The sequence below is a fragment of the Tritonibacter multivorans genome (genome assembly GCF_001458415.1).
Taxonomy (GTDB): Bacteria; Pseudomonadota; Alphaproteobacteria; order Rhodobacterales; family Rhodobacteraceae; genus Epibacterium; species Epibacterium multivorans.
In genome coordinates this window covers 163,466-187,417 of the sequence record NZ_CYSD01000039.1, presented here as the reverse complement: position 1 = coordinate 187,417, position 23,952 = coordinate 163,466, and the positions used below count along the sequence as shown (strand labels likewise).

Here is a 23,952-nt window from a genome sequence, read left to right as displayed (position 1 = left end):
GGTCCTCACACCGTAGGTATTCCGTTAGCCTCGCAATCCGCGACCTCGACAGTGGCGTCGATGGTGCGCAGACCGCGCGGGAGGGAGGGCGAGATGGTGTAGACAGCATCTGCCGCCCATATGCCACCCTCTTGTTTCAATTTTGTGCGCACATGACGTGCATAACCGTATCCGCGGATCAGCGTGTATTGGGCCGCCGCGCAATTGGCATATTTATCAAGCTCTTGAGGGTTCTGTACGCCCTTCATGGCCACTTCGAACTGCACCAGATCCCCATCCAGCAAAAACGTGTCCACGCCCAGATACTCGGGCGCGGCACGGCTGACCTCAGCGCCTGTCGTCTGACACGCGCCCAAGGCCAGTACAGCCAGACAGGATATGGCGGCAGCGCGGATCACTCTGCTGCAACCGGGGTCTCAGCGCGCGCTTTTGCCTGAGCAGACAGGTCCGCCATCAGCTCTGATGCGCGGGCAATCGGGTTGGTCAGGTAGAAGTCGCGGATCGCCGGCAGGAAGTCTGCCTTGCCCAGCGGTGCTGCTTCCAGCGCGTCGCCTTCGTTTGCAATGACCGCGTCGATCTTTTTCAGATGCGGGACTTCTTTGATCAGCGCGGTGCGCAGCTGCGCGAGGCTGTCATAGCCAAGCTTCGCGCCCAGTTCTGCCGAAAGCGCCCGCAGGATCGCCCAGTTTTCCTTGGCCTCGCCGGGGGCAAAGCCCGCGCGCATGGCCAGCTGGGGGCGACCTTCAGTGTTCACAAACAGGCCGTTTTCTTCGGTGTAGGCCGCACCCGGCAGAATCACATCCGCGCGCATGGCACCACGATCCCCGTGAGAGCCCTGATAAATCACAAAGGCACCCGGATCGATATCGACCTCATCCGCACCGAGGTTGTAGATCACCTCAACACCATCGACGGCCGCTGCCAGACCACCTTCGGTCACCGCACCAATGTCCATGGCTCCAACGCGCGACGCGGCGGTGTGCAGGATCAACATCTTACCCAGCGACTGCGCCTTTGCGATAACCGCCAGACCGTCAGCTTCATTGATGGCGCCCTGCCCCACAATCACCAGCGTGTCTTCGCCAGCACTCAGGGTTTCCAGCGCCGCGCGGTCGGTGCCCACGTGGTCGTAGTCATAGGTCAGATCCGCAGCCGGGCCGACCAGTTTGACATTTGCGCCCTTGCTCCAGGCTTTGCGGATACGGGCGTTCAGAACCGGGGCTTCCACGCGCGGGTTGGAACCGATCAGGATGATTTCCTTGGCGGTGTCCACGTCTTCTATGGCCGCGGTGCCAACATAACCGGCGCGGTTGCCGATCGGCAGGCGTGCATTGTTCAGGCGGGCCTCAACCTTGCCGCCCAGTCCTTCGATCAGCTGTTTCAGCGCGAATGCGGCTTCAACCGACACCAGATCCCCGATCAGGCCAGCGATTTTCTTGCCTTTGACGTTTTCAGCAACCATCGCCAGCGCCTCGGGCCAGCTGGCCGGACGCAGCTTGCCGTTTTCACGCACATAAGGCTTGTCCAGACGCTGACGACGCAGGCCGTCCCAGACAAAGCGGGTTTTATCCGAAATCCACTCTTCGTTCACGCCATCGTGGTTGCGCGGCAGGATGCGCATCACTTCGCGGCCTTTGGTGTCGACACGGATGTTCGACCCAAGCGCGTCCATCACGTCGATGGTTTCGGTCTTGGTCAGCTCCCAAGGGCGCGCGGTGAACGCATAGGGCTTGGAGGTCAGCGCGCCAACCGGGCAGAGGTCGATTATGTTACCCTGCAGGTTCGAATCCAGCGTCTGGTTCAGGTACGAGGTGATCTCGGAATCTTCGCCGCGACCGGTCTGGCCCATCTGTGTGATGCCTGCAACTTCGGTCGTAAAACGCACACAACGTGTGCAGCTGATGCAGCGGGTCATGGTGGTGGCCACAAGCGGGCCGAGGTTCAGATCGTCCACCGCGCGCTTGTTTTCCTTAAACCGAGATCCGGCAACGCCGTAGGCCATGGCCTGATCCTGCAGATCGCACTCGCCGCCCTGGTCACATATCGGGCAATCCAGCGGGTGGTTGATCAGGAGGAACTCCATCACACCTTCGCGGGCCTTCTTGACCATCGGAGAATTGGTCTTCACCTGCGGCGCCTGACCTTCGGGGCCCGGGCGCAGATCGCGGACCTGCATGGCGCAGGACGCGGCGGGTTTCGGCGGGCCGCCAACGACCTCCACAAGGCACATGCGGCAGTTGCCTGCGATCGACAGACGTTCGTGATAACAGAATCGCGGAATTTCCACGCCCGCCTCTTCACAGGCCTGGATCAGGGTCAGTGCCCCATCTACTTCGATCTCGGTTCCGTCAATATTGATCTTGCGGAGGTCAGACATGGTCTATTTCGCCCTCAGTAATACGCCGATCGCGCTGTTTTTCTGGATTTCCGCGCGACCATACGCACAGAAAGTTTCTGGATCGTCCAGGTTCACGCCGTTTTGCCGCAAGAGCCGTTCGCCCTTGGCGCGCATACGGGCCTTTTCCTGGTCGCTATCGATATACGCCCGGATTTCCCGGTCGCTGTAGCCAAGGCCATTGGCCGTGGACCGCAGCGAATACAAAAGCCGCAGGCCCTTGAAGGTGCGCGCGGCGATCGTGTCGCATTGCTCCGCCACTTCCTGGGCCACAGCCACCGCAAACAGCGGGTTTTCAATCGCCGCCACATCCCGCAGCGAAGGCTTTGCCTCCTCAGCGGTCAAGCCGGACAGAGGGGTGAACACTGCGAGCACCGCAGCCGCAATAAATCGGGTCATGGAACCTCCTTTGGTTTTCGACAGAAAACCAAAGGCGTTCAGGGCGCTGCTATGCAATAGCAGCGCCATTTTCCCGGGATATGCGGCGGATTGGATCACGTTTTGCAGATCCCTTTGATCACAGCGTCGCCCTTCACCAAGGGCAGAACCGCAAGGCCCTCTGCGTCGGTCTGAACATTGGTCCAGTCAAAGCGAGAGCTGCCAAAGTTTGCGATGCAATAGCGTGTAGACGCGTGATGCGCCGCTTCCAGCGCCCCTTGGGTCGACCGCGCAGCACGGTCCACATGCACCTGAAACGGTGCCCGGTTGCCACGACGGCTTTCGGCCTTGGCGGTCACACGGAAATGCACACCATCATAGGCCGGAAAACGTGTCTCATTCACGCTTGCACAGGCGCTTATCCCAAGCGCCGTCGCTGCCAGCAATATGACCGTCCCCAGTTTCATCACGTCCCGTCCCGTTGTCTTTTATTCCGCAGCCATCGCGCCCATGCGGCCCGATTTCTGCGCTTTAATGCGGTCTTCGATTTCTTCGCGGAAGTTGCGGATCAGACCCTGGATCGGCCAAGCCGCCGCATCGCCCAATGCACAGATGGTGTGGCCTTCGACCTGTTTGGTGACGTCCCACAGCATGTCGATTTCTTCCAGCTCTGCCTCGCCTTTGACCAGACGATCCATGACACGCATCATCCAGCCTGTGCCTTCGCGACACGGCGTACATTGGCCACAGCTTTCATGTTTGTAGAATTTGGACAGACGCCAGATCGCTTTGATAATGTCGGTCTGTTTGTCCATGACAATGACTGCTGCCGTGCCGAGGCCAGAGCCCAGCTCGCCGCGCAGGTAATCAAAGTCCATGATCGCGTCTTTCATTTTCTCGCCGCGCACACAAGGCACAGACGATCCACCGGGGATCACCGCCAGCAGGTTGTCCCAGCCGCCGCGAATGCCACCGCAGTGTTTTTCGATGAGTTCTTCAAAGCTGATGGACATCGCTTCTTCGACAACACAGGGGTTGTTGACGTGGCCCGAGATCGCAAACAGTTTGGTGCCCGCATTGTTGGGGCGGCCAAAGCCTGCAAACCATTCGGCGCCGCGACGCAGGATCGTCGGCACAACAGCAATGGATTCCACATTGTTCACTGTGGTCGGGCAGCCATAAAGACCCGCGCCCGCCGGAAACGGCGGCTTCATGCGCGGCATGCCTTTTTTGCCCTCGAGGCTTTCGATCAGCGCGGTTTCTTCCCCGCAGATATAGGCCCCAGCCCCGTGGTGCAGGAAGACGTCGAAATCCCAACCCGACCCCGCAGCGTTCTTGCCCAAGAGACCCTTGTCATAACATTCGTCAATCGCGGCCTGCAGCGCCTCGCGCTCGCGGATGTATTCGCCGCGCAAGTAGATGTAGCAAGTGTGCGCATTCATCGCGAAGCTCGCGATCAGCGCGCCTTCGATCAGCGTGTGCGGATCATGGCGCATGATCTCGCGGTCTTTGCAGGTGCCGGGCTCGGATTCATCGGCGTTGATGACCAGATAGGCCGGGCGACCGTCGCTTTCCTTCGGCATGAAGGACCACTTCAGACCGGTCGGGAAGCCCGCGCCACCGCGTCCGCGCAGGCCACTGTCTTTCATGGTCTGGATGATCCAGTCGCGACCCTTTTCAATAAGGCCTGCGGTTCCATCCCAATGACCACGCTTCTGAGCGCCCGCCAGCGTGCGCTCGTGCATGCCGTATAGGTTGGTAAAGATCCGGTCCTGGTCCTTCAGCATGTCTGCCTACCTTCAGCTGTCCTGACGCATGCGCCAGAGTTGAAAAATATTGACCATGGCCCAAACAAAAGCCGCCAGCGCGCTGAAATAGATCAGCATCTCAAAGCGGGGTTCGAGGCCAAGAACCTGAACGATCCAAGGGGCCAGCATGGCGGCGATCCCACCTGCTGCGATCACCAGCGCGGTGATCCGGCCCTTTCGGGCAAACGCCTGATCTCGTTCTGAGCTCATGTGGTCCAATTCTGTTGTGCCCGCCCTTTGTGAGGGCGGAGCGGTTTATTCGTCGTAAAGGCCAGACTTCTTTGCCTTTTTGGCAAAATCCGTCTCTTCGCCTGCGGCCAGTTTCTTGGCCTGCTCGATCCAGTTGTCGCGTTCGATGCGGCCTTTGAATTTCAGGCGCGTGTCAACCCAGGCCACTTCGGCCTCGGTCCAGGCAGCAACCTGATCAAAGTGGAAAAAGCCCAGCTCGTGCAGGGTCTGCTCCAACTTGGGGCCAACGCCCTTGAGCATCTTCAGATCATCCGCCTTGCCGTCACGCGGGCCGTCCAGCGTTACAGGCTTTTCTTCCTGCACCCAGGTGGCCTCGGCCATGGCATCTTTGGCCTCTGTTTTTTTCGCAGCCTTAGCAGGCGTCTCGGCGTCGGCCTTTGCAGGCGTGTCAGCCTTTGCCGGCTTTTCCGCCTTCTTGGTGTCTTTCTTGGCCTCAGCCGCCTGTTTTACGGCGGGCTTCGGTGCCGCCGGTGCAGCCGGTGTCGGATCTGCTGCGACACGCCCTGCGACGGTCCCATCCTTGCCAATCCACGGGGTCAGCAGCGGGACCTCATCACCTTGAATACGCTTCACACCATCACCGATGGTGGTCGCCAGTTCGGCGGATGCATTGTATTGCGGCTTGCCCGCTTCATATTCGGTCAGCGAGGTCAGGCCGGACTTTGGCTCGGCCGCATAGCGACCATTCTGCGGGCCCGGCACAACCGCTTTGCCAGCCGCCATATCATCCAGCATCTTAGAAAAGCCTTCAGCGGTCAGATCCTCGTAGTAATCCTTGCCGATCTGCGCCATCGGCGCGTTCGTGCAAGAGCCAAGGCACTCGACCTCTTCCCAGGTGAACTTGCCATCGGCAGAAAGCTCAAAGGGTTTCGGGTTGATCTTTTCCTTGCAGATCGCAACCAGATCTTCCGCGCCGCAGATCATGCAGGAGGTGGTGCCGCAGATCTGCACATGCGCCACAGAACCGGTGGGTTGCAGCTGGAACATGAAGTAGAAAGAGGCCACTTCCAGAACGCGAATATAGGCCATGTCCAGCATTTCCGCGATATATTCAATCGCGGGCTTGGAGACCCAGCCTTCCTGTTCCTGCGCGCGCCACAACAGCGGGATCACAGCCGAGGCCTGACGACCTTCGGGGAATTTTGTCATTTGCGCTTCGGCCCAGGCCTGGTTCGCAGGCGTGAAGGCAAAGCTGTCGGGTTGTTCTGAGTGGAGACGACGCAGCATCAGATCACCTGTCCGTGGCGGTTGCCCCGGCGGATGCCTCCGGCGGGGATATTTTTAAAAAGATGAAAGCAGGCGGTCTGGCGCATTACCGGTCGATCTCCCCGAATACGATGTCCATGGTGCCGATAATGGCGGCGACGTCGGCCAGCTGGTGGCCTTTGGCCACATGGTCCATGGCCTGCAAGTGCAAGAAGCCCGGCGCGCGCAGCTTGGCGCGGTAGGGTTTATTGGAGCCATCTGCCACCAGATAAACGCCAAACTCGCCCTTTGGGGCCTCGACCGCGGCATAGACCTCGCCCTCGGGAACGTGGAAGCCTTCGGTATAGAGCTTGAAGTGGTGGATCAGGCTCTCCATCGAGGTTTTCATATCGCCGCGTTTCGGCGGGGACAGCTTGCCCCGGGCCATCACGTCGCCGGTGGCTTCGCGCAGCTTGTGGATGGCCTGACGGATGATCGACAGCGACTGGCGCATCTCTTCCATACGGCAGAGGTAGCGGTCATAGCAGTCGCCGTTTTTGCCAACGGGGATCTGGAAGTCGAACTCATCATAGCATTCATAGGGCTGCGCACGACGCAGGTCCCAGGCCATGCCGGACCCGCGCACCATGACACCCGAGAAGCCATACTTCAGAATGTCATCTTCGGTGATCACACCAATGTCGCAGTTGCGCTGTTTGAAGATGCGGTTTTCCGTCAGCAGACCATCGATGTCCGCAAGAACATTGGGGAATTCAATCGCCCATTCTTCGATATCATCCAAGAGCGCGTCGGGCAGATCCTGATGCACCCCACCCGGACGGAAGTAGGCCGCGTGAAGACGCGCACCGCAAGCCCGTTCGTAGAAGATCATCAGCTTTTCGCGTTCTTCAAAGCCCCAGAGCGGCGGGGTCAGCGCGCCGACGTCCATCGCCTGCGTGGTCACGTTCAGCAGGTGGTTCAGAATGCGGCCGATTTCCGAGTAGAGAACCCGGATCAGCTGGCCACGGCGCGGCACTTCAACACCGGTCAGTTTTTCAATCGCCAGACACCATGCATGCTCCTGGTTCATCGGCGCCACGTAGTCGAGGCGGTCGAAATACGGCAGGTTCTGCAGGTAAGTGCGGCTTTCCATCAGCTTTTCGGTGCCACGGTGCAGAAGACCGATGTGCGGGTCGCAGCGTTCCACGATCTCGCCATCCAGTTCCAGCACCAGACGAAGCACCCCGTGTGCCGCAGGGTGCTGCGGGCCGAAGTTGATGTTGAAGTTACGGATTTTCTGTTCGCCCGTCTGGGCGTCGTCGAATTTGGAGCCGTCCATCATTTTGCAGCCTCCTTCTCGTCACCCGGAAGGATGTATTCCGCACCTTCCCAGGGGCTCATGAAATCGAACTGGCGGTATTCCTGAACCAGCTTCACCGGCTCGTATACCACGCGCTTTTCGGCTTCGTCATAACGAACTTCGGTGTAACCGGTGGTCGGGAAATCCTTGCGCAGCGGGTGGCCGCGAAAGCCATAGTCCGTCAGCAGGCGGCGCAGGTCCGGGTGGCCGGTGAACAGGATGCCAAACATGTCAAAGACTTCACGCTCGAACCAATTGGCCGAGGGGTGCACCTCTGCAATCGAAGGCAACATTTCATCGTCGCGCACCGCAACCCGCAGGCGGATGCGCTGGTTCTGGTACATCGACAGGAAATGGTAGACGACGTCAAAGCGCTTCACCCGCTCGGGATAGTCGACGGCGGTGATATCCACCAAGGTGGAGAAGCGGCAGTTGCTGTCATTGGTCAGAAATTCCACCAGACCTGCGATATTGGCAGCTGCCACATCGAGGTTCAGTTCGCCGTGGGTCACATCCCAGGACAGCACGCAATCGGGGCGCTTGGCCTCGATCAGGGCGCCAAGTTCTTTGAGGGCTTCGCTCATGTCTTTCTCCCCTAAAGGCTCAGCGCACCAGGGTGCCGGTGCGGCGGATTTTGCGTTGCAGCTGCATCAGACCGTAAAGCAGCGCCTCGGCCGTCGGCGGGCAGCCGGGCACATAGACGTCTACGGGCACAATGCGGTCACAGCCACGCACAACCGAGTAGGAATAGTGGTAATAGCCGCCGCCATTGGCACAGGAGCCCATGGAGATCACATAGCGCGGCTCGGGCATCTGGTCGTAGACCTTGCGCAGCGCGGGTGCCATCTTGTTGGTCAGCGTGCCGGCCACAATCATCACGTCAGACTGACGCGGAGAGGCGCGCGGGGCGATGCCGAAACGTTCCGCGTCATAACGCGGCATAGAGGTGTGCATCATCTCAACCGCGCAGCAGGCCAGACCAAAGGTCATCCAGTGCAGGGAGCCGGTGCGGGCCCAATTGATGATGTCTTCGGCCGAGGTCAGCAGGAAACCCTTGTCCTGCAGTTCAGCATTGATCGCTTGGGTCACGACTTCTTTGTCGACGCCTGCGGTGTTGGCTCCGGTCATCACTCCCATTCCAGGGCCCCCTTCTTCCATTCATAGGCAAAGCCAATGGTAAGCACGCCCAGGAAAACCATCATCGACCAGAAACCGATGTCGCTAATGTCCTTAAAGCCGACGGCCCAGGGAAACAGAAAAGCGATCTCAAGGTCGAAAATGATGAAGAGAATCGACACCAGATAAAACCGGACATCAAATTTCATCCGCGCATCATCGAAGGCATTGAAGCCACATTCGTAGGCGCTGACCTTTTCGGGATCGGGGTTGCGGACCGCAATAATGACCGCTGCAAGTACTAGAACAAGACCGAGACCGATAGCTACGGCCAAAAACACGAGGATCGGGAGGTATTCCCGCAACATCTCTTCCACGAGTGGCTCCTTTCCGCGCACCCGGCACATTCTGCTCAGGCGCCGTCAATTGGCGTGTTGACTTGGGCCGGTCTTAAACCGCTGCTAGCTACCCGTCAACCAAGGCAAAGTTAATGCACGGGTCTTTCCCGGCAAGCCCCTGCATCAAAGCCACAAGGGTTTAATAACCCATTATTCCCATCAGGTTTCACGCAGATTAAGCTCTTCCGCAAGCGGGGCGCAATTTTGCATAGGAAAGAGGCAAATTTGACCGCCTCAGCTGTCTATTCCGCGCGCCATGCCGGGCGGCGTTTTTCAAAAAACGCTGAAACACCTTCTTTTGCTTCCGCCGTTTCCCATTGGGTGACAAGCGCGGAAATCGACAAATCAACAACAGTTTTGTCGATTTTCGGCCCCAATGTGCGGGCCAAAGCCTTGGCAGAGGCCACAGCCCCCGGCGCACAGGCCAGATAGGGGGCCACTTCTGCCTCCACCGCATCCGCAAGTGAGTCGGACGGCACCGCGCGCGCCAGCAGACCCAGATCGACCGCTTCCGCCGCGTCAAAGAGCCGCGCCGACATAAACACGCGCCGCGCGCGGGCTTCGCCCATGCGGGCAATGACATAGGGGCCAATAGTGGCCGGGATCAGGCCCAGTTTCGTTTCGGTCAGGCCCATTTTCAGATGGTCCACACCAATGGCCACATCGCAGACCGACGCCACCCCCACCCCGCCGCCAAAGGCATTGCCCTGCAGGGCGCCAATCAACGGTTTGGGCAGGGTATTCAGCATTCCCAGCATCTCGGCCAGTACCCGAGCCTCTCGGGCGCGGGTTTCGCCGTCGGCGGCCATCTGTGCCTGCATCCAGGCCAGGTCGCCACCGGCACAAAAGCTCTTACCGTTGGCCGCCAGCACCACCACCCGAATACTCTTGTCCTCTGCCAGCTGCCGCGCGGCCGCCTGCAACTCTAGAAGCATTTCGCCGGACATGGCGTTGTGCTTGTCCGGCCGGTTCAGGGTTAGCGTAGCGACACCGCGATCATCCTTAGACAGAAGGAGCGTGTTAAACATCAGCTGTACCTTTCAGAGTGTTTCGAGAAGTTCGAGCATGGCCTGCACAGCCCCCTCGGGCGACAAAGCGCAGGTGTCCAGACGCAGGTCCGCCGTTTCAAACGGCTCATACTGGCGGAGACGGATCACATCCCAGCCCGGCATTGCCACGTCTTCCAGATCCGTATCGCGGGTCTCTGCCCGGACGCGGTGCAACTGGGTATCGGAACAGGTCAACTCCACATCCAGATGTGCTGCACCAACCGCATGGGAGGCGGCCTGCCACCCGGCCCGCGTCAGGGCAATCGGGTTGACGCAATCCGCAATCACACTGTGGCCCTGCGCGAGCGCAGATTTTGCCATCACCTGTGCAGCCGCGTATCCGCCATCAGCCAGGTCTTCATACTTCATATGGGACAGCCGCATGGCAGCCTCGATCTCATCCAGCCTGAGCCTGATCGCTCCGGTCTTCTCCGACAGCAACCGCGCTACGGTCGACTTTCCAACTGCTGGCAGACCAGAAAAACAGATCAGAACCGCCACACCCATCCCTCTCGTCAGGACCGCATGGCCTTGGCCATGGCAGCGGCCTTAGCCAGAACTGCAGCGTCCAGACCGGTTTCATACCCCAGCCGCGCCAGATGCGCCTCGACCGCCTCCGTGGCGACATTGCCCGCCGCGCCCGGCGCATAGGGGCAACCGCCCAGCCCGCCGACCGAGGCATCAAACACCCGCACGCCCAGCGCCAGCGAGGCATCGATATTGTCAATCGCCCGTCCAGCGGTGTCGTGGTAGTGGCCCGCAATCCGTGTCACAGGCACATGCTCCTTCACCGCGAGCAACATCTTGGCAATGCTGTCCGGCCTCCCCTGTCCGATCGTGTCGCCAAGCGAGATCTCATAGCACCCCATCGCAAACAGCTGGTCGGCGACCTTGGCCACCTGCTCAGGGGCAACCGCGCCCTCAAAGGGGCAGTCGGTCACGCAGGAGACATAGCCCCGCACCGGCAGGTCAATATGGCGCGCGGCCTCCAGAATAGGTGCAAACCGTTCGAGACTTTCCGCGATGGTCGCATTCACATTGGCTTTGGAAAACGCTTCCGAGGCCGACGCAAAAATCGCAATCTCATCTGCCCGCGCGCCCAGCGCGGCCTCATAGCCCTGCATGTTTGGAGTCAGCGCCGCATAGCGCACGCCCTTGGCCTTGGTAATCCCCGCCAGAACCCCGCCGCTGCCTGCCATTTGCGGCACCCATTTGGGAGAGACAAAACTCGCAACCTCGATCCGCGAAAACCCCGCCCGGCTGAGGCAGTCGACCAGCGCCACCTTCTCGGCCACAGGAATGTCCCGCTTTTCGTTCTGCAGGCCGTCGCGCGGGCCCACTTCGAAAATCTCAACGCGTTCGCTCATGTTCTTCCTCCCTGAAGATGCGCCTCAGGCCTCCTCCAGCCGCACCAGCGCCGCACCAGCTTCCACCTGATCGCCGGCTGCCGCAAGGATTTCCGCAACGATGCCGTCACGCGCAGCCAGAAGCGCATGTTCCATTTTCATCGCCTCCAGCACAGCGAGGCGGTCGCCTTCGCGCACCTCGGCCCCTGGTTCGGCGAAAATGGCTTTGACCAAACCCGGCATCGGCGCCTCAATAAGGGCTGCATCCCCACCCGCACTGACCGCGCGATCCAGCGGATCAAGTAGGGTAAAGCTGACGCCAAAGGGGCTGAACACGGTTATCACCTCGCCTGCCCGCAGGCAGTCCGGCAGACGTTGCCCCGCCAGCAACCAATGCCCCGCCTGACGCGATACAAGATGCTCTGCCCCGTCCAGCGTCCAGATCTGTCGATCTGCCCCGTCTACGGCGACGGTGGCCTCAAAGGCGTTCCCTTCCAACTCCAGATGCACGGACCGCTGCAGCGGCGCCCAGAGGGAGAAGCCAAACTCACTGTCAGCGGCCTGCTGCAGATCCAATGCGACCTGCGCTGCTGCAATACGGGCAGCGGGTGTGACCTCTGGTGTTTGCACAAGAGTTTCGAGATCCCGCGCAATCAGACCTGTGTCGACTTCTCCTGCGGCAAACCCTTTGTGCCGCGCCAAAGCGCCGAGAAAGCCGAGGTTGGTGGTGGTGCCGGCAACCCGTGTCTGCTCCAAAGCGCGCGCCAGCTGCGACAGGGCGGCGGCCCGCGTCGGACCGTGTGTGATCACCTTGGAGATCATCGGATCATACCAAGGGCTGATGGTGTCCCCCGCCCGCACACCGCTGTCAGCCCGCACATTGTCGGGGAAGGTCAGATGGGTCAGTGTGCCGGTCGCGGGCAAGAACCCTTTGGGCACATCTTCGGCATAAAGCCGCGCCTCAAAGGCATGGCCGGAAATGGTCAGGTCTTCTTGCCGCATTGGCAGGGTTTCGCCCGCGGCAACCCGCAGCTGCCATTCCACCAGATCGACGCCCGTGATGGCTTCGGTCACCGGATGTTCGACCTGCAGGCGGGTGTTCATCTCCATGAACCAGAACCCATCTGGTCGCAGCCCGTCCGAGCCATCCACGATGAATTCAACCGTACCCGCGCCTTTGTAGCCAATCGCTTCGGCCGCGCGCACGGCGGCCTGCCCCATGGCCGCCCGCATTTCAGCCGTCATGCCGGGGGCTGGCGCTTCCTCGATCACCTTTTGGTGTCGGCGCTGCAGAGAACAGTCGCGCTCGAACAGATGCACGGCGGTTTTGCCGTCACCAAAGACCTGCACCTCAATATGACGTGGCTTTTGGATGTATTTTTCGATCAGAACATCAGGGTTGCCAAAAGCCGTGGTTGCCTCGCCCTGTGCGCTGACCAGCGCATCCGCGAAATCCTCGGGTTGTTCGACCAGCCGCATGCCCTTGCCACCGCCACCGGCAACGGCTTTGATCAGGACCGGATAGGTGATCTCCTTGGCCTTGGCGGCCAGAAACGCGGGGTTTTGGTTGTCGCCGTGATACCCAGGAACAACCGGCACGCCTGCTTTTTCCATCAGCGCTTTGGCGGCGTCTTTCAGCCCCATCGATCGGATGGCGGATGCAGAAGGGCCAATGAAGATAAGACCTGCCTCTTCCACGGCCTCAACAAAATCAGGGTTTTCCGAAAGAAACCCATAGCCCGGGTGGATCGCTTGCGCCCCGGCGGCCTGCGCGGCCCCAATGATCCGGTCGCCCAGCAGATAAGAGGTCTGCGGGGCCGCGCCACCGATGTGCACAGCCTCATCCGCAAGCGCCACGTGTTTTGAGGCCGCATCCGCGTCCGAATAGACCGCGACGGTTCTTACGCCCAAAGCGCGCGCCGTTTCCATGACACGGCAGGCAATCTCACCGCGGTTGGCTATCAGGATTTTCTCAAACATTTGGGTTGTCCTTCTTGAAAAGGGTGCACACCGGGGGCCAGCCCCCGGACCCCCGGGATATTTGGAAAAAGATGAAAACCATCACATCCGGAACAGGCCAAAGTGTGTCTCTTCGATGGGGGCATTGAGTGCCGCAGACAGCGACAGCGACAGCACATCGCGGCTTTTGCGCGGATCGATAATGCCGTCATCCCAAAGCCGCGCCGAGGCATAGAGCGGGTGGCTTTGTGCTTCGAACATATCGATTGTGGGCTGTTTGAAAGCGGCTTCTTCCTGCGCCGACCAGCTGCCACCTTTGCGTTCAATGGCATCCCGTTTCACGGTCGCAAGCACACCCGCTGCCTGTTCGCCGCCCATCACGGAGATCCGGGAGTTCGGCCAGCTCCACAGGAACCGTGGACTATAGGCGCGCCCGGCCATGCCGTAGTTGCCTGCCCCGAAAGAGCCGCCGACCAGCATGGTGATCTTGGGCACATTCGTCGACGCCACCGCGGTCACCATCTTGGCCCCATGGCGCGCAATGCCTTCGTTTTCGTATTTGCGCCCCACCATGAAACCGGTGATGTTCTGCAGGAACACCAGCGGGGTTTTGCGCTGCGAGCAGAGTTCTATGAAATGTGCGCCTTTTTGGGCGGCCTCAGAAAACAATACGCCATTGTTGGCAATGATCCCCACAGGGCAGCCTTTTACATGGGCAAAGCCGGTGACCAATGTTTCGCCATAACGGGCTTTGAACTCGTCAAAACGAGAGCCATCCACCAGCCGCGCGATCACCTCGCGAATGTCATAAGGCGTGCGCAGGTCGGCAGGCACCACGCCGAGGATCTCTTCGGGGTCATAAGCCGGGTCTTCCGCACTCTGCCAATCCACGGTTTGCGGTTTGCGGCGGTTCAGGTGGCGGACCGCGCGCCGCGCCAGCGCCAGCGCATGGGCGTCGTCTTCGGCCAGATAATCCGCCACGCCGGACAGGCGTGTGTGCACGTCGCCGCCGCCCAGATCCTCGGTCGAGACAACTTCGCCTGTGGCGGCCTTCACCAACGGAGGGCCTGCCAGAAAGATGGTGCCCTGATCCTTCACGATGATGGTCACATCCGACATCGCCGGCACATAGGCGCCACCTGCTGTGCAGGACCCCATGACCACCGCGATCTGGGCAATGCCCTTGGCCGACATGCGCGCCTGATTGTAGAAGATCCGGCCAAAGTGATCGCGATCCGGGAAGACTTCGTCCTGATTGGGCAGGTTCGCCCCACCGCTGTCGACCAGATAGATACAGGGGAGGTTGTTTTCCTCGGCGATTTCCTGGGCGCGGAGGTGCTTTTTGACCGTCATCGGATAATAGGTGCCGCCTTTCACGGTGGCGTCATTGCAGACGACCATGACGTCCTGGCCTTCGACCCGACCAATTCCAGCAACCACGCCTGCACAGGGCGCCGCCCCATCATAGAGGCCATGGGCTGCGGTTGCGCCAACCTCAAGAAAAGGGGACCCTGGATCCAACAGGTTCGCCACCCGCCTGCGCGGCAGCATTTTGCCGCGACTTTCGTGACGGGCACGCGACGCCTCTCCACCGCCCAGACGCGCGGCTTCAGCAGCGGCCGAGACCTCTGCCAAAGCCTCGAGATGCGCGGTGCGGTTCTGTTTGAACGCTTCCGAGGAGGGCATAGCCTTGGATGTGAGTTTCACTGAATTTCCTCCACGTAAAATATGGCCCGGCAAAGCGCGCCATGGGCAATGAGTCCGGCAACCCCAAACAACGGCAGCCCCCAGAACGGTTGGTGTAAGAACAGCTCGCTGCAGTTGAACACAATTGCAGGCCAGATCACCCACATCAGCGTGTCTTCACGCTGCACGCTAAGACAAGTCCTACTCCGCAGTGTACAAGACCATGGCTGGCTCAACAGGCGAGAGTCCCAGAAGCCCTGTCGCCCACGCAACTGCGGGTGCTGCTGGGTAGTCAACTTTGAAATCAGGGGCTGTGTCACGCGCCGGCCCTTTCCGCTGCTGCGCGGCGTTTGAGGTCTTTGCGGATCACCTTACCGGTGACCGTCATCGGCAGCGCGTCCAGAAACTCCACCTCGCGCGGATAGGAATAGCTGGCGAGCCGCGTTTTGACATAGGCCTGCAGCTCGGCGCCAGATGTTTCCACGCCGGGTTTCAAAACCACATAGGCTTTGACTATTTCCGTCCGCAACGGGTCTGGTTTTCCCACCACGCCGACCGTGGCAACGGCCGGATGTGTGAGCAGGCAATCTTCGATTTCAGCCGGGCCGATGCGATAACCGCCAGATGTAATGACATCGTCCTCGCGCCCCAGAAACCGGACATAGCCATCTTCCAAAACACCCCGATCTCCGGTCACCAGCCAGTCACCCCGAAATTTCTCGGCTGTGGCGTCCGGGCGGTTCCAGTATTCCAGCATCATGGCAGCCGAGCCCCGGCGGATCGCAACATCGCCCTCTCCGTCAGTGGGATTGCCAGCCGCATCGATCACCGCAACGTCATGCCCCGGAACTGGCTTTCCAATTGCACCCGGTCGAACCGGGAACACTGCCCCACAAGAACTGACCACCATATTGCACTCGGTCTGGCCGTAGAATTCATTGATCGTCACACCCAGCGCCTGCCGGCCCCAAGCGAGCATCTCTGCGCCCAGGGGCTCTCCGCCACTGGCAACAGAGCGCAACAGACGAAGCCCCTGCCCCGCAGAGCCGAGCGCAAAGCTCGGCTCTGCTTTCAGCATCCGCAGCGCGGTGGGGGGAAAAAACACATTGCGCACGTCCCCCTGCGCGATCACGTCAAGGCAGGCATCTGAGGAAAACTTTTCCAGCCGGGCGGCTACCACGGGCACGCCCAGCGCCAGCCCCGGCATGGCGACATCAAACAGTCCGCCAATCCAGGCCCAATCTGCAGGCGTCCACAGGCAATCGCCGGGTTGCCCAAGGTGGTCGTGGCTCATCCACACCCCGGGCAGATGACCGGTCAGAACCCGATGTCCGTGCAGCGCCCCTTTTGGCTTGCCGGTTGTCCCTGATGTATAGATCAGAATTGCCGGGGTTTCTGCGGTGGTCTCTGCAAAGGGAACGGGGGAGCCCTCGCGGCCGACCTCGACTGCGAGGGCCCCCTCTGCCAGATCCGCCAATTGTGTCCGCCCGTCTTCGTCGGTCAAAACCAAGGTCACACCCGCATCGCCAATCCGACTGGCAAGCGCGTCATATTGGAACAATTTGAACAGCGGCACTGAGATCGCACCGATTTTCCAGATCGCAAGATGCGCGGCAGCGCACCACGGCGACTGCCCCAACAGCACTCCGACGCGATCACCGGGGCCGACCCGCGTGTGCAAATAGCGGGCAAGGCCATCGACCATCTCTTGGAGCTGACCAAAGGTAACGTCCTGTCGCGGCCCCGCGCTGAGATCAATGATCGCAAGCTTGTCGGGCGCATGGTCCAGCGCCTGACGCGCCATATTGAGGTCTGCGGGCAAAATCCAGCGCGCTGCGGCATCCAGACCGGGCGGGGGTTGCACAGCGGTCATAGCCCCCTCCTCCGTGGTGCAAACATCACTTTGGAAGTTATGTTTTTCTCTTTAATTTCAGCGCTTAAACGCGCGAAAACTTGATCTGCATCAGGGCAAGTGCGGCACGCGGGGCCTAGTGTCGGGGCATATCGACAACAGAAGGGATTATCCCCATGACTACCCTCCGCAAGCTTCGCGTGTCCGCCTTTGGTGTTGGTGCTGTTCTTGCTTCCACGCTGGCCGTCCCGGCTGTGGCAGACTCGTCGTTCTACAGCCAGGGCAGCTGGCACTTTGGCGCCGGTGTGATCAATGTGAACCCGAAATCCGACAACGGCACTGTGGCCGGTGCGGACGCCTCCATTGGCAGCGATACCGCAGTCTCCCTGACGGCAGAGTACTTCATCCGCGACAACATCGGAATTGAGCTTCTGGCCGCGACGCCCTTTGATCACGACATCGCCTTGGGTGGGTCGCATATCGGGTCGACCAAGCATCTGCCGCCGACCCTGAGCGTGAACTATCACTTCCCGACCAAAGGCAAGTTCACTCCCTTCGTGGGCCTTGGCGTGAACTACACCACATTCTTCGAGGAAGAGACCCCCTTGGGCACGCTGGAACTGGATGACAGCTTTGGTCTTGCTGCAAGCCTCGGAGCGGACTGGCAGATCACCGACCACGGCGCGCTGCGCGTGAACGTCCGCTACATGGATATCGACACCGATGCCTCGCTCAACGGCGCTGATATTGGCACCGCCGAAATCGACCCCATCACTGTTGGCGTAAGCTACATCCACCGCTTCTGACCTTTTGAAGGTTGCACAAGACATTGCGCCCCTGACCCATCGGCCGGGGGCCTTTGGTTTTACTGGCGGCCTATCAGTTCGCGGCCAATCAGCATCCGCCGGATTTCCGAGGTGCCCGCGCCAATCTCCATCAGCTTTGCGTCACGGAAAATCCGCCCCACTGGATTGTCGCTCAGGTAGCCCGCACCGCCAAAGGCCTGCACGGCCTGATGCGCCTGCGTCATGGCAACCTCGGAGGCATAGAGACAACATGCCGCCGCATCCTGACGTGTCACGGTGCCTTTGTCGCAGGCTTTCGCCACCTCATAGACATAGGCCCGCGCGGTGTTCATTGCGGTGTACATATCCGCGATCTTCGCCTGCATCAGCTGGAAGTTTCCAATCGGCTGGCCGAACTGCTTGCGCTCTTTCAAATAGGGCATCATCTCGTCCATACAGGCGGCCATAATTCCGGTGCCGATCCCGGCCAGAACCACACGTTCGTAGTCGAGCCCCGACATCAGCACCGCAACGCCGCGCCCCTCCTCGCCGAGTATGTTTTCAAACGGCACCTCAACGTCCTCGAACACCAGCTCTGCCGTGTTGGACCCGCGCATACCCAGCTTGTCGAAATGCTGGGAGGTGGAGAAACCTTTCATCTCTTTCTCGATCAGAAAGGCCGTGATCCCCTTTGATCCCGCGTCCGGGTCGCTCTTGGCATAGACCACAAGCGTGTCCGCATCCGGCCCATTGGTGATCCAATATTTATTGCCGTTCAAAACAAAGCGATCGTTGCGCTTTTCCGCGCGCAGGGACATCGAAACGACGTCCGACCCCGCGCCCGCCTCGGACATGGCCAGCGCGCCCACATGGTCGCCGGAAATCAACCGTGGCAGGTATTTGGCCTTTTGGTCTGCTGTTCCATTCAATTTGATCTGATTGACGCAAAGGTTCGAATGCGCGCCATAAGACAGCGACACTGACGCACTGGCCCGCGCGATTTCTTCAATCGCAACCGTATGGGCAAGGTAGGACATGCCCGCGCCGCCGTATTCCTCGGACACAGTTATGCCAAGCAGGCCCAGCTCACCCATTTCCTGCCACAACTCGGCCGGGAACTGGTTGGTCTGATCTACTTCCTGCGCCATCGGCTTTACGCGCTCCTGCGCCCAGCGATGCACCATATCGCGCAGGGCATTTACGTCTTCGCCCAGATCAAACGTCATGCTGTTGGTGAACATCGGCCTCTCCTCCCAGAAGTGCTGACTCGCAATTTAATGAACACTTGTTCATTTATCTCCGAACAGAGCCCACTTCGTCAAGGCCGCTGCCAAAAAAATGCGCCATTGAGGGGGGACTGCACCCAGCCAACGCGATGTGCTCCAGACAAAAGGCAAAGGTTCGCCCACGCCGCGCATGCTATAAAAAAGCATCCGCTCCCTTTAGGTCAGGCAGGCCGCGCCGAAGGCGCGGCCTGCCCCCCCCGGCGACCTGCGCAGCAGGGCGCAAGCCCTCTACCGACCTGCCTAATTGAAAAAGCCCCTCCGCCGGAACAGAGAGGCCAAACACGTCTTAAGGTGTTCAATCGAGCGCGCTCAGCCCGCGCCCTGAAACACTGCGCTGACCTCTGACCGAATGATCCGCGCAATCAAAGCATAGTCCTCAATCGAAAACGTCAGCGGGATCCGCATGTCGATGATCCCCGCGAGGATACGGTCACTCTCTGGCAGACTTTGCGCCGGGGCATAGCGCCAGCTGTCATAGCGCGAGGTAAAGGCGACGGGCTCTGGCACGCCGAACCACTTCATCTCGACACCCCGCGCAGCGCAGCGCTGTAGCACTGCGTCAATTGCCTCGGCGGTCCAATCCAACAGCAGGAACTGGAAGGAAGATCCCACATAGGTCTCTGCCGCTGGACGCGGAACCAGCGTCAGTCCGGGCACATCGCCCAGCCCCTGCTCAACCATCCGGTAGCGGTCGTTCCAGCGCGTCACCTGCGCGTCCAAACCACGCAATTGCGGGCGCAGCAGCGCCGCGCGCAAATTGTCCATCCGCCCCGAGATATTGGGCGTGTCGTATTTGACCTGCTCGAAGACCTCGGCCTCCGGGGCCGCCAGGTGACGACCATAGAGCATATAAGACCCAGACAGCATGGTTGCCCGCGCCGCGACCTCCGCATCGTCGGTGATCAGCAAACCGCCCTCACCCGAATTCACGTGTTTGTAGGTCTGGCAGGAATAACAGCCGATCAATCCGTGACGTCCCGATGGAACGCCGTTCCAGGCCGCACCCATTGTATGAGCACAATCCTCGATCACGACGACCCCTGCGGCGTCGCAAATCTCCATCAGGCGATCCATATCGCACAGGTGGCCGCGCATGTGGCTCAGCATCAGCACCTTGGCCTCCGCGCATTTCGCCTGCAGATCCTCCAGATCAATGGTCAACGCTTTGGTGACACCCACAAAGATGGGCTCTGCCCCGACCGAGGCAATCGCACCAGGCACAGGCGCCAGCGTGAAGGCATTGGTGAGAACCTTATCACCGGGTTTCACCCCCACGGCGCGCAGCGATGTGGCCAGCGCATACCCGCCCGAGGCCACTGCAAGGCAGTACTTCGCACCCACTTGCGCCGCGAACTCCTGCTCCAGCAAAGCGGTTTCACCAGCCTCTCCTTCAGCGAGGTTATAGCGGTGAATGCGACCATGGCGCATGACGGCCACGGCTGCCTCTATCGCCTCTTCTGGGATAGGCTCCTGCTGGGTGAAACTGCCGGTGAAGATCTCGGTGGAATTCTCTGTCATATCGCCACTTCTGCGCAGAGCCCCGCCTTCGGTCAAGAGCCCAGCGCGACTTGCGCGGCACAAGATGTCGCAAAACGAACAGAAGGCGCGCCCCATGCGCCTAGGCTAACCCCATAGGAGCCCCCCTCCCCGATGCCGAACATGTCTTCTCTCGACTAGATCCCTTCCTCTGCACCCGACGCCGTGCGGGCACAGGTGAAGCTTTCTCTTCTCGACACCCTTGGTGTGGCCATTGCCGGACGCCAAAGCAGAGCGGCGCAGATCATCTGCGATTTTGCCGATGCCAATCACGCGGGCGCGCTGCCGATGCTGTTTGACGGCCGCAGAGCCAGTCCAGCGGGATTTGCGCTGGCGGCTGGCATCACCATCGACAGTCTGGATGCCCACGACGGGTTCAACCCCTCCAAAGGCCATATCGCCGCGCCGATGATGCCGGTTGCGCTGGCGGCGGCTTATCAGCAGGGCAGCACGGGGGACGCGCTTTTGCAGGCTCTGATCCTCGGGTATGAATTCGGCGCGCGTGCGGCCATCGCGCAACACAGCACCGCCCCAGATTACCATACTTCAGGCAGTTGGGGCGCCGTTGCAGGCGCGCGGGTTGCGGCACGGCTTGCCGGGTTATCGCCCACACAGACCCGTCACGCAGTGGGGATCGCCGAATACTACGGTCCGCGCAGCCAGATGATGCGGTTGATCGACCATCCCTCTATGTTGAAAGACGGCGCTGGATGGGGGGCGATGGCCGGAGCCTCGGCGGTGGGGCTGGCACAGGCCGGTTTCACCGGCGCCCCAGCCCTGATTGTGGAACAAGTGCCTGAAGCCTGGGCGGATCTTGGCGAACGCTGGTATGCGCTGGAACAATATTACAAACCCTACCCCGTCTGCCGTTGGGCACAGGCCCCAATCGAAGGGGTTCTGGCCCATCGCCACGCGCATGATCTCACCTCGGATCAGGTCGAGCGGATCGAGGTCACCACCTTTCACGAAAGCATCCGACTTGCCATGCGCGAACCGCAGGCCACGGATGAAGCGCAGTATTCCACGTCCTTCCCCTGCGCGGTGGCCCTGGTGCGCGGCGATGTGACGCCCGCCGACATTGCCGATGATGCGCTGTTTGACCCCGAGATCCTGCGCCTGTCACGATCCTTGGTGATGCGGGAAAGCGACCACGCCGATGCCGCCTTTCCCCTGCGCCGCTATGCCAAGGTGGATCTGGTTCTGAAGGACGGGCGCAGGCTGGAAGGCGACTATGTGGAACCCCGCTGGGACCACACCGCCCCGCCGACACCTGCAGAGCTGCGCGAGAAGTTCCACCAATACGCCGTACCTGTGGTGGGTGCGCCCCGAGCTGCCGCCATTGAGGCCGCCGTGGACGGTCTGGAAAACAGCGGGCTTGCGGTGTTCTTTGACCTGATCACGGCCCCTATCTAGGGTCAGTTTCGCCCGATCAGACGCTCCACCACAGTTGGCAGGTCAGAATAAACATCCAAAAGCGCTTCGGGCTTCAACGCCGCCATGTCCTCGCCCGAGGGGCCAAAGGTCACCAGCACGGACGGCACACCTGCATTGGCCGAGGTCTTGCGGTCTGTGTCGCTGTCGCCGATCAGGACGCAGGCTTCGGGCGTACCGCCTGCGCGACGGGCCGCCTCAAACAGCGGTTCGGGGTCAGGTTTGCGCACGGGCAAGGTGTCCGCCCCCACAAGCGAGGCAAATTCATTGCGCACCCCCAGACGTGCCATCAGCGTCTCCGCAAGGCCCTCCGGCTTATTGGTGCAAATTCCAACGCCATAGCCCATGGTTTTCAAGGCCTCCACAGCCTCCATCGCGCCGGGATACATCACCGTATGCGTGTCGATGGCGTCGGCATAGGCCTCCAGCAGCACCGGATAATATTCCGATATTGTCGCGTCAGACATTTGCCCGACGCGTTCAAGCCCCGTGGACAGCATCATTCGCCCTCCACGCAACGCAACGCCCGCGTCGGCCGCAGTCAGCACATCGCCGAGGCCCATTGCGCGAAAACAATGGTTTGCGGCGGCCAGCAAATCGCCCGAGGTATCGGCCAAAGTGCCGTCCAGATCGAAGATAACCGTGCGCATCTGTCCCTTTCTCGGCGGTTTCCCGCCCGATTTTGTTGCAACCCGCAACCGAAGTTTATGGCGCAAAGCCTTGCGCGCCCTCTGTTAGCGGATAAAACGGGGCACAACAAAACTCAAAGAGAAATCATCATGAGCACAGCCCTCGTCATCCTGGCCGCAGGTAAAGGAACCCGGATGAACTCCGATCTGCCCAAGGTTCTCCATCCCATCGCGCAGGTCCCGATGCTGGAACACGCCATGGCGGCAGGCCGTGCTTTGATGCCGGAAAAGACCATTGTCGTCGCCGGCCACGAGGCCGAAAAGGTTCGCGCCGCCGTGGCCGACATTGACGAAGACGCCACTGTTGTGCTTCAGACCGAACAGCTGGGCACCGGCCACGCGGTTTTGCAGGCACGCGAGGCGCTAGCGGGCTTTACCGGCGATGTTGTCGTGCTTTACGGTGATACGCCTTTTGTATCCGAAGACACGCTGGAACGGATGATCGCCGCCCGCAGCCGTGCCGATCTGGTGATCTTGGGCTTCAACGCCGCAGACCCCGGCCGCTATGGCCGTCTGGTCATGGAGGGCGACAGTCTTGAGCGCATTGTTGAGTTCAAAGACGCGGATGACGCCACCCGCGCCATTTCTTTCTGCAATTCCGGTCTGATGGCCTGTGACGCGGAAACCATGTTCCGCCTGCTCGACAAGGTCGGGAACGCGAACGCGTCCGGCGAATACTATCTGACCGATCTGGTGGAGATCGCGCGCGGCGAAGACCTGCGTGTTACCGCCGTGTCCTGCGACGAGGCTGAAACACTGGGCGTGAACTCTCGCGCCGATCTCGCGGCAGCAGATGCCGTGTTCCAGCAGCGCGCCCGCGCCGAACTGCTGGACATTGGCGTCACCCTGATGGCACCCGAAACCGTCTACCTCGCCTTTGACACTATCATCGGCCGTGACAGCGTGATCGAGCCCAATGTGGTCTTTGGCCCCGGCGTCACTGTGGAAAGCGGCGCGCTGATCCGCGCGTTTTCGCACCTTGAGGGCTGCCATGTTAGCCGTGGCGCAAAGGTTGGCCCCTACGCCCGCCTGCGCCCCGGCGCAGAACTGGCCGAAGACACGCACATCGGCAACTTTGTCGAAATCAAAAACGCTGAAATCGCCGAAGGCGCTAAGGTCAATCACCTGTCCTACATTGGCGATGCCTCCGTCGGCGAAAAAACAAACATTGGCGCAGGCACCATCACCTGCAACTATGATGGGGTGATGAAACACCGGACGGAAATCGGCCGCGGCGCCTTTATTGGCTCCAACACGCTGCTGGTTGCCCCGGTCAAAGTGGGCCACGAGGCCCTGACCGCAACAGGCGCGGTGATCACCAAAAACGTTGAAGACGGCGCGCTGGCGATTGCGCGCACCGAGCAGACAAACAAACCGGGCCGCGCGCGCAAGCTGATGGATATGCTGCGCGCGAAGAAAGCCCGCCAGACCAAAGGGTAAGAAC

Annotated in this window: 24 protein-coding genes; 3 read left to right on the top strand and 21 right to left on the bottom strand. The window is 60.6% G+C overall.

Annotated elements, in window-relative coordinates; genetic code table 11:
* Positions 1 to 5: 5 nt before the first annotated feature.
* From TRM7557_RS14325 to TRM7557_RS14245, 18 genes are all read right to left on the bottom strand, one after another.
* Positions 6 to 398: a hypothetical protein gene (locus TRM7557_RS14325; protein ID WP_058290908.1), complete on the bottom strand. Its 393-nt coding sequence runs from the start codon at positions 396 to 398 to the stop codon at positions 6 to 8.
* Positions 395 to 2,377, bottom strand: a complete 1,983-nt coding sequence (gene nuoG, locus TRM7557_RS14320; protein ID WP_058290907.1) for an NADH-quinone oxidoreductase subunit NuoG — start codon at positions 2,375 to 2,377, stop codon at positions 395 to 397. The genes TRM7557_RS14325 and nuoG overlap by 4 nt, the downstream gene beginning before the upstream one ends.
* A 3-nt stretch (positions 2,378 to 2,380) precedes the next feature.
* Positions 2,381 to 2,794, bottom strand: a complete 414-nt coding sequence (locus TRM7557_RS14315) for a DUF5333 domain-containing protein (protein WP_058291059.1) — start codon at positions 2,792 to 2,794, stop codon at positions 2,381 to 2,383.
* Positions 2,795 to 2,889: 95 nt separating this feature from the next.
* Positions 2,890 to 3,240, bottom strand: coding sequence for a hypothetical protein (locus TRM7557_RS14310; protein WP_058290906.1), 351 nt, complete (start codon positions 3,238 to 3,240; stop codon positions 2,890 to 2,892).
* Between the two features lie 21 nt (positions 3,241 to 3,261).
* Entirely contained in the window at positions 3,262 to 4,560 is a 1,299-nt protein-coding gene (gene nuoF / locus TRM7557_RS14305; RefSeq protein ID WP_058290905.1) for an NADH-quinone oxidoreductase subunit NuoF, read from the bottom strand.
* A 12-nt stretch (positions 4,561 to 4,572) separates the two neighbouring features.
* Positions 4,573 to 4,791 carry a DUF5337 domain-containing protein gene (locus TRM7557_RS14300; RefSeq protein WP_058290904.1) on the bottom strand — a complete coding sequence of 73 codons (219 nt, stop codon included), beginning with the start codon at positions 4,789 to 4,791 and terminating at the stop codon, positions 4,573 to 4,575.
* Positions 4,792 to 4,836: 45 nt separating this feature from the next.
* Positions 4,837 to 6,057 carry an NADH-quinone oxidoreductase subunit E gene (locus tag TRM7557_RS14295; RefSeq protein ID WP_058290903.1) on the bottom strand — a complete coding sequence of 407 codons (1,221 nt, stop codon included), beginning with the start codon at positions 6,055 to 6,057 and terminating at the stop codon, positions 4,837 to 4,839.
* Positions 6,058 to 6,142: 85 nt separating this feature from the next.
* Entirely contained in the window at positions 6,143 to 7,354 is a 1,212-nt protein-coding gene (locus tag TRM7557_RS14290; RefSeq protein WP_058291058.1) for an NADH-quinone oxidoreductase subunit D, read from the bottom strand.
* Positions 7,354 to 7,959, bottom strand: a complete 606-nt coding sequence (locus TRM7557_RS14285; protein WP_058290902.1) for an NADH-quinone oxidoreductase subunit C — start codon at positions 7,957 to 7,959, stop codon at positions 7,354 to 7,356. Before TRM7557_RS14285 ends, TRM7557_RS14290 begins: the two co-directional genes overlap by 1 nt.
* A gap of 19 nt (positions 7,960 to 7,978) precedes the next feature.
* Positions 7,979 to 8,512: a NuoB/complex I 20 kDa subunit family protein gene (locus tag TRM7557_RS14280; protein ID WP_074941890.1), complete on the bottom strand. Its 534-nt coding sequence runs from the start codon at positions 8,510 to 8,512 to the stop codon at positions 7,979 to 7,981.
* Positions 8,503 to 8,868, bottom strand: coding sequence for an NADH-quinone oxidoreductase subunit A (locus TRM7557_RS14275; RefSeq protein WP_058290900.1), 366 nt, complete (start codon positions 8,866 to 8,868; stop codon positions 8,503 to 8,505). The genes TRM7557_RS14280 and TRM7557_RS14275 overlap by 10 nt, the downstream gene beginning before the upstream one ends.
* 263 nt (positions 8,869 to 9,131) lie before the next feature.
* The gene (locus tag TRM7557_RS14270) at positions 9,132 to 9,917 is read right to left on the bottom strand and encodes a crotonase/enoyl-CoA hydratase family protein (RefSeq protein ID WP_058290899.1); all 786 of its coding nucleotides are present in this window, start codon (positions 9,915 to 9,917) and stop codon (positions 9,132 to 9,134) included.
* 12 nt (positions 9,918 to 9,929) lie between these two features.
* The gene (locus TRM7557_RS14265; RefSeq protein WP_074941888.1) at positions 9,930 to 10,445 is read right to left on the bottom strand and encodes a P-loop nucleotide/nucleoside kinase family protein; all 516 of its coding nucleotides are present in this window, start codon (positions 10,443 to 10,445) and stop codon (positions 9,930 to 9,932) included.
* Positions 10,446 to 10,453: 8 nt separating this feature from the next.
* A complete protein-coding gene (locus TRM7557_RS14260; protein WP_058290898.1) occupies positions 10,454 to 11,305 on the bottom strand; it encodes a hydroxymethylglutaryl-CoA lyase in 852 nt (283 codons plus the stop codon).
* Positions 11,306 to 11,329: 24 nt separating this feature from the next.
* Positions 11,330 to 13,264: an acetyl/propionyl/methylcrotonyl-CoA carboxylase subunit alpha gene (locus tag TRM7557_RS14255; RefSeq protein ID WP_058290897.1), complete on the bottom strand. Its 1,935-nt coding sequence runs from the start codon at positions 13,262 to 13,264 to the stop codon at positions 11,330 to 11,332.
* A gap of 81 nt (positions 13,265 to 13,345) precedes the next feature.
* Positions 13,346 to 14,950, bottom strand: a complete 1,605-nt coding sequence (locus TRM7557_RS14250; RefSeq protein ID WP_058290896.1) for a carboxyl transferase domain-containing protein — start codon at positions 14,948 to 14,950, stop codon at positions 13,346 to 13,348.
* A complete protein-coding gene (locus tag TRM7557_RS20075; protein WP_165592465.1) occupies positions 14,947 to 15,117 on the bottom strand; it encodes a hypothetical protein in 171 nt (56 codons plus the stop codon). Before TRM7557_RS20075 ends, TRM7557_RS14250 begins: the two co-directional genes overlap by 4 nt.
* Before the next feature lie 128 nt (positions 15,118 to 15,245).
* Positions 15,246 to 16,802, bottom strand: a complete 1,557-nt coding sequence (locus tag TRM7557_RS14245; protein WP_058290895.1) for an AMP-binding protein — start codon at positions 16,800 to 16,802, stop codon at positions 15,246 to 15,248.
* Between the two features lie 155 nt (positions 16,803 to 16,957).
* On the opposite strand from TRM7557_RS14245, the gene TRM7557_RS14240 reads away from it, so the two are divergent.
* Positions 16,958 to 17,587, top strand: coding sequence for an OmpW/AlkL family protein (locus TRM7557_RS14240; RefSeq protein WP_058290894.1), 630 nt, complete (start codon positions 16,958 to 16,960; stop codon positions 17,585 to 17,587).
* Between the two features lie 59 nt (positions 17,588 to 17,646).
* On the opposite strand, the gene TRM7557_RS14235 is transcribed toward TRM7557_RS14240, so the two are convergent.
* Entirely contained in the window at positions 17,647 to 18,807 is a 1,161-nt protein-coding gene (locus TRM7557_RS14235; protein WP_058290893.1) for an isovaleryl-CoA dehydrogenase, read from the bottom strand.
* A 354-nt stretch (positions 18,808 to 19,161) separates the two neighbouring features.
* Positions 19,162 to 20,370: a DegT/DnrJ/EryC1/StrS family aminotransferase gene (locus tag TRM7557_RS14230; protein ID WP_058290892.1), complete on the bottom strand. Its 1,209-nt coding sequence runs from the start codon at positions 20,368 to 20,370 to the stop codon at positions 19,162 to 19,164.
* Positions 20,371 to 20,529: 159 nt separating this feature from the next.
* Between TRM7557_RS14230 and TRM7557_RS14225 the strand changes: the two genes are divergently transcribed.
* A complete protein-coding gene (locus TRM7557_RS14225) occupies positions 20,530 to 21,801 on the top strand; it encodes an MmgE/PrpD family protein (protein WP_074941887.1) in 1,272 nt (423 codons plus the stop codon).
* 2 nt (positions 21,802 to 21,803) lie between these two features.
* On the opposite strand, the gene TRM7557_RS14220 is transcribed toward TRM7557_RS14225, so the two are convergent.
* Positions 21,804 to 22,469 (bottom strand): HAD-IA family hydrolase, encoded by a 666-nt coding sequence (locus tag TRM7557_RS14220; protein WP_058290890.1) that lies wholly within the window; start codon positions 22,467 to 22,469, stop codon positions 21,804 to 21,806.
* Positions 22,470 to 22,598: 129 nt separating this feature from the next.
* Here TRM7557_RS14220 and glmU point away from each other — a divergent pair, with 129 nt between their 5' ends.
* Positions 22,599 to 23,948, top strand: a complete 1,350-nt coding sequence (glmU, locus tag TRM7557_RS14215) for a bifunctional UDP-N-acetylglucosamine diphosphorylase/glucosamine-1-phosphate N-acetyltransferase GlmU (RefSeq protein WP_058290889.1) — start codon at positions 22,599 to 22,601, stop codon at positions 23,946 to 23,948.
* Positions 23,949 to 23,952: the final 4 nt, after the last annotated feature.

Bases quoted from the DNA above. Each gene is read 5' to 3' on its own strand.
- nuoG (WP_058290907.1), bottom strand. From the start codon at position 2,377: ATGTCTGACCTCCGCAAGATCAATATTGACGGAACCGAGATCGAAGTA.
- TRM7557_RS14315 (WP_058291059.1), bottom strand. From the start codon at position 2,794: ATGACCCGATTTATTGCGGCTGCGGTGCTCGCAGTGTTCACCCCTCTG.
- TRM7557_RS14310 (WP_058290906.1), bottom strand. From the start codon at position 3,240: ATGAAACTGGGGACGGTCATATTGCTGGCAGCGACGGCGCTTGGGATA.
- nuoF (WP_058290905.1), bottom strand. From the start codon at position 4,560: ATGCTGAAGGACCAGGACCGGATCTTTACCAACCTATACGGCATGCAC.
- TRM7557_RS14300 (WP_058290904.1), bottom strand. From the start codon at position 4,791: ATGAGCTCAGAACGAGATCAGGCGTTTGCCCGAAAGGGCCGGATCACC.
- TRM7557_RS14295 (WP_058290903.1), bottom strand. From the start codon at position 6,057: ATGCTGCGTCGTCTCCACTCAGAACAACCCGACAGCTTTGCCTTCACG.
- TRM7557_RS14290 (WP_058291058.1), bottom strand. From the start codon at position 7,354: ATGGACGGCTCCAAATTCGACGACGCCCAGACGGGCGAACAGAAAATC.
- TRM7557_RS14285 (WP_058290902.1), bottom strand. From the start codon at position 7,959: ATGAGCGAAGCCCTCAAAGAACTTGGCGCCCTGATCGAGGCCAAGCGC.
- TRM7557_RS14280 (WP_074941890.1), bottom strand. From the start codon at position 8,512: ATGGGAGTGATGACCGGAGCCAACACCGCAGGCGTCGACAAAGAAGTC.
- TRM7557_RS14270 (WP_058290899.1), bottom strand. From the start codon at position 9,917: ATGTTTAACACGCTCCTTCTGTCTAAGGATGATCGCGGTGTCGCTACG.
- TRM7557_RS14265 (WP_074941888.1), bottom strand. From the start codon at position 10,445: ATGGGTGTGGCGGTTCTGATCTGTTTTTCTGGTCTGCCAGCAGTTGGA.
- TRM7557_RS14260 (WP_058290898.1), bottom strand. From the start codon at position 11,305: ATGAGCGAACGCGTTGAGATTTTCGAAGTGGGCCCGCGCGACGGCCTG.
- TRM7557_RS14255 (WP_058290897.1), bottom strand. From the start codon at position 13,264: ATGTTTGAGAAAATCCTGATAGCCAACCGCGGTGAGATTGCCTGCCGT.
- TRM7557_RS14245 (WP_058290895.1), bottom strand. From the start codon at position 16,802: ATGACCGCTGTGCAACCCCCGCCCGGTCTGGATGCCGCAGCGCGCTGG.
- TRM7557_RS14240 (WP_058290894.1), top strand. From the start codon at position 16,958: ATGACTACCCTCCGCAAGCTTCGCGTGTCCGCCTTTGGTGTTGGTGCT.
- TRM7557_RS14235 (WP_058290893.1), bottom strand. From the start codon at position 18,807: ATGTTCACCAACAGCATGACGTTTGATCTGGGCGAAGACGTAAATGCC.
- TRM7557_RS14230 (WP_058290892.1), bottom strand. From the start codon at position 20,370: ATGACAGAGAATTCCACCGAGATCTTCACCGGCAGTTTCACCCAGCAG.
- TRM7557_RS14220 (WP_058290890.1), bottom strand. From the start codon at position 22,469: ATGCGCACGGTTATCTTCGATCTGGACGGCACTTTGGCCGATACCTCG.
- glmU (WP_058290889.1), top strand. From the start codon at position 22,599: ATGAGCACAGCCCTCGTCATCCTGGCCGCAGGTAAAGGAACCCGGATG.